This window comes from Mesorhizobium sp. M1A.F.Ca.IN.020.06.1.1 (assembly GCF_004023265.1).
GTDB lineage: Bacteria > Pseudomonadota > Alphaproteobacteria > Rhizobiales > Rhizobiaceae > Mesorhizobium.
This window is the reverse complement of sequence record NZ_RZSR01000912.1, coordinates 1-2,433: the sequence shown is the minus strand read 5'-3', so window position 1 is coordinate 2,433 and position 2,433 is coordinate 1. Positions and strand designations below refer to the sequence as shown.

3 protein-coding genes are annotated in these 2,433 nt (G+C 64.1%); 1 reads left to right on the top strand and 2 read right to left on the bottom strand.

From position 1 onward, the window contains the following. The coding region (locus EOA60_RS37830) for a hypothetical protein (RefSeq protein ID WP_164899625.1) at positions 1-230 on the top strand (230 nt) is incomplete at its 5' end. 112 nt (positions 231-342) lie between these two features. Here the strand turns inward: EOA60_RS37830 and EOA60_RS28915 are convergent. Next, on the bottom strand, positions 343-1,275 hold the full coding sequence (locus EOA60_RS28915) for a dimethylarginine dimethylaminohydrolase family protein (RefSeq protein WP_067330684.1): 933 nt from the start codon (positions 1,273-1,275) through the stop codon (positions 343-345). A gap of 32 nt (positions 1,276-1,307) precedes the next feature. Further along, positions 1,308-2,433 (bottom strand): amidohydrolase (locus EOA60_RS28910; protein ID WP_128312316.1); only part of this gene is annotated, 1,126 nt, incomplete at its 5' end.

Genomic DNA, 2,433 nt, shown 5'->3' with positions numbered 1-2,433 from the left:
GGATGGATCCTTATATCGGCGTGCTCGTTGCCGTCACCCTCTTCTTCTGGCTCGGACTGGCGGCGACAAAGCCGAGCGGCGTGCCGTTCAAGCAGGTGCGGTATGTGAAGATTTCGCCCATAGCGAATTTCTTCTACCTCGGCATCGCCTTCTTCTTCACCATCATGATGATTATGCTGTTCGCCGGCATGGGCCAGAGGCGATACGCTGAGTGGACCGGCGCAGCGTAGAGAGTGAGCGAAACGGGACAGATCGAAGCTCTTTCGCGCCCCTTCTGTCCTGCTGGAGATCTCCCCCTCAAGGGCCCTCAAGGGGGAGATTGGCAGCTTCGGCGCCGTGCTCCTATGCCTTCACCCGCTTCAGCGCCTGCGCCATGCAGTGAATGCCGCCGCCGGTCTTGGAGATCTCACTCATGTCGACGGCCGCCACCTCGAAGCCACGTGCCTTCAGCTTTTCAATCAGCGTCTTGCTCGAGGTCGGCGCGATCACCCTGTCCTTGCCGAGCGACATGAAGTTGCAGCCGAGCGCCATCGTATCCTGGAAGGGCACGTCGATGATCTCGTGGCCCTTGCCCTTCAGCCAGTCGACGATGCCGGGCTCGGTGCAGGCAAGGCAGACGGCGGTGAGCTTTTCGGCGATCGGCACCACCATCAGGTCTATGTGCACGTAGTATTCGTCGATGAAGGCGATGCGCGTCTCCCAGCCTTCCTTGTCGAACCAGGCCTGCACCTGGCGCGCTCCCTCCTCCTGCGTGCGGGCGCCGCCGCAGCCGATCAGCACCACGCCTTCCTCGATGACGTTGAAGTCGCCGCCCTCGAAGGTGCCGGCGGTCACCATGTCGTAGATCGGGATGCCGAGCTTCTCATAGGTGCGGATGGCGGCGTAGTTCTCGCCGCGCCGCCACCAGTTGGCCATTGCGGTGATGAACGCGCCGTAGGGCGTCATGACGCTGGAGTCGCGCGAATAGACCTGCATCGGCAGTTCCGGCGTCGGCTCGTGCCAATGGATGGTGACGCCGAAATGCTCGTAAGCGGCGACGAGGTCCTTGTGCTGCGCCTGGGCGATCTGGATGTTGCAGGGCGCCTCGCGCAAATGCTTTCTGGACAGCGAACTGGTCGAAAGATGGCGAAGGAAATTGGGCGAGCCGAGCAGCACGTCGGTCAGAACATCGGTCTCGTTGGCGAAGCCCCAGGCAGTAAGCGGCTTGGTGCCGCCATTGGGATTGCGGCGCTGCAGCGAGAACGGCTCGGCGACGATGCGGTCATGGACGGTCATGGTGTTCTCCTCGTGGGTCGGTCTGCCTGAGATCATTGGCTGCTCGGTATCCACCAGTCGCGCCCGCGCGCGGTGTGGACATATTCCGGCCAGCGGAAGTTTGTCGGCGGCTCGTAGTCACAAAGCGGCGCGATCCAGTTCGAGCCGCCGGCGCCGCCGCCGGTTCGCCTGACGAATTCGTCCATGGCCGCATCGCGCGCCGCCTTGTCTTCCAGTAGGCGAAGCGCGGTGAGCGCGACGGTCTTGGAGGCGCAGGTGACCATCGGGTCGATGGTGGCCGCAATGCCGCCCAACGCATTCATCACCCAAGCGGGATAGGCGTGACCATTGGCCGAGCGCAGCGCCGGGCGGGCGACGTAGAAGCGCGATGTCGGCGCGTGCCAGCTCATGTCGGTATAGTCGTCCGAGGTCGAGTTCACCTGCGAGGGCGGCAGGTCGCGCCGCAGGATCGCCTCGGCCTCCTGCGGCGTGATAAGGCGCTCCAGCTCGTCGATGAACGGATTCTCGGTCGCCTCGCCGCCAGCATTGACCTGGACCTCGCGGGCGATCGCCCTCGCCTCTTCGTTCCACTGTGGCGGACCGACGGTCGAGAGCGCTTCATAGGTGATGCCGGCCATGGCGTGGTTGGCCAGTCCCGGGCGCGACTTCGACACCCAGTGGCGTTCGTAGCGGGAGCCGCTCATCCTGGCGGCGGCTTCCGCGTTTCGGTCGAGCACGGCGGTCACCTGCTCGGCCATGGCGATGGTCGGCACGCGGATCATGTACTGGATCTCGGCAAGGCCCGCCGGCAGATTGTCAGCGGTCGCCTGGCCCGCGGTCAGGATCGCCTCGCTGATCGACCAGCCGCCCTGGTGCGCCAGCATGGAATCGCGCAGCGCCTTGGAAGCCATGTACATCATCATCAGCGCGTCGTTGGCACCTGGCGCCCTGACCGCGGAATGCGCCTGCGGGATCGGGGCGCCGTCGCTTGCGCGGCCCCAGTTCTGAGGCTCGTCGCAAATGAAGCGGTAGATCATCGCATAGGCCGCACCGCAATGCGTGTCCCAGCGCGCGGTGTTGCAGAGCGGCAGCATATAGAAGGGATGAAAGGAGATCATGCCGGCAAGGCCGTCATAATAGCCCTTGGCGGCATGATCTCCTTTCATCCCTTCTATATGC

Bases quoted from the DNA above. Each gene is read 5' to 3' on its own strand.
- EOA60_RS28915 (WP_067330684.1), bottom strand. From the start codon at position 1,275: ATGACCGTCCATGACCGCATCGTCGCCGAGCCGTTCTCGCTGCAGCGC.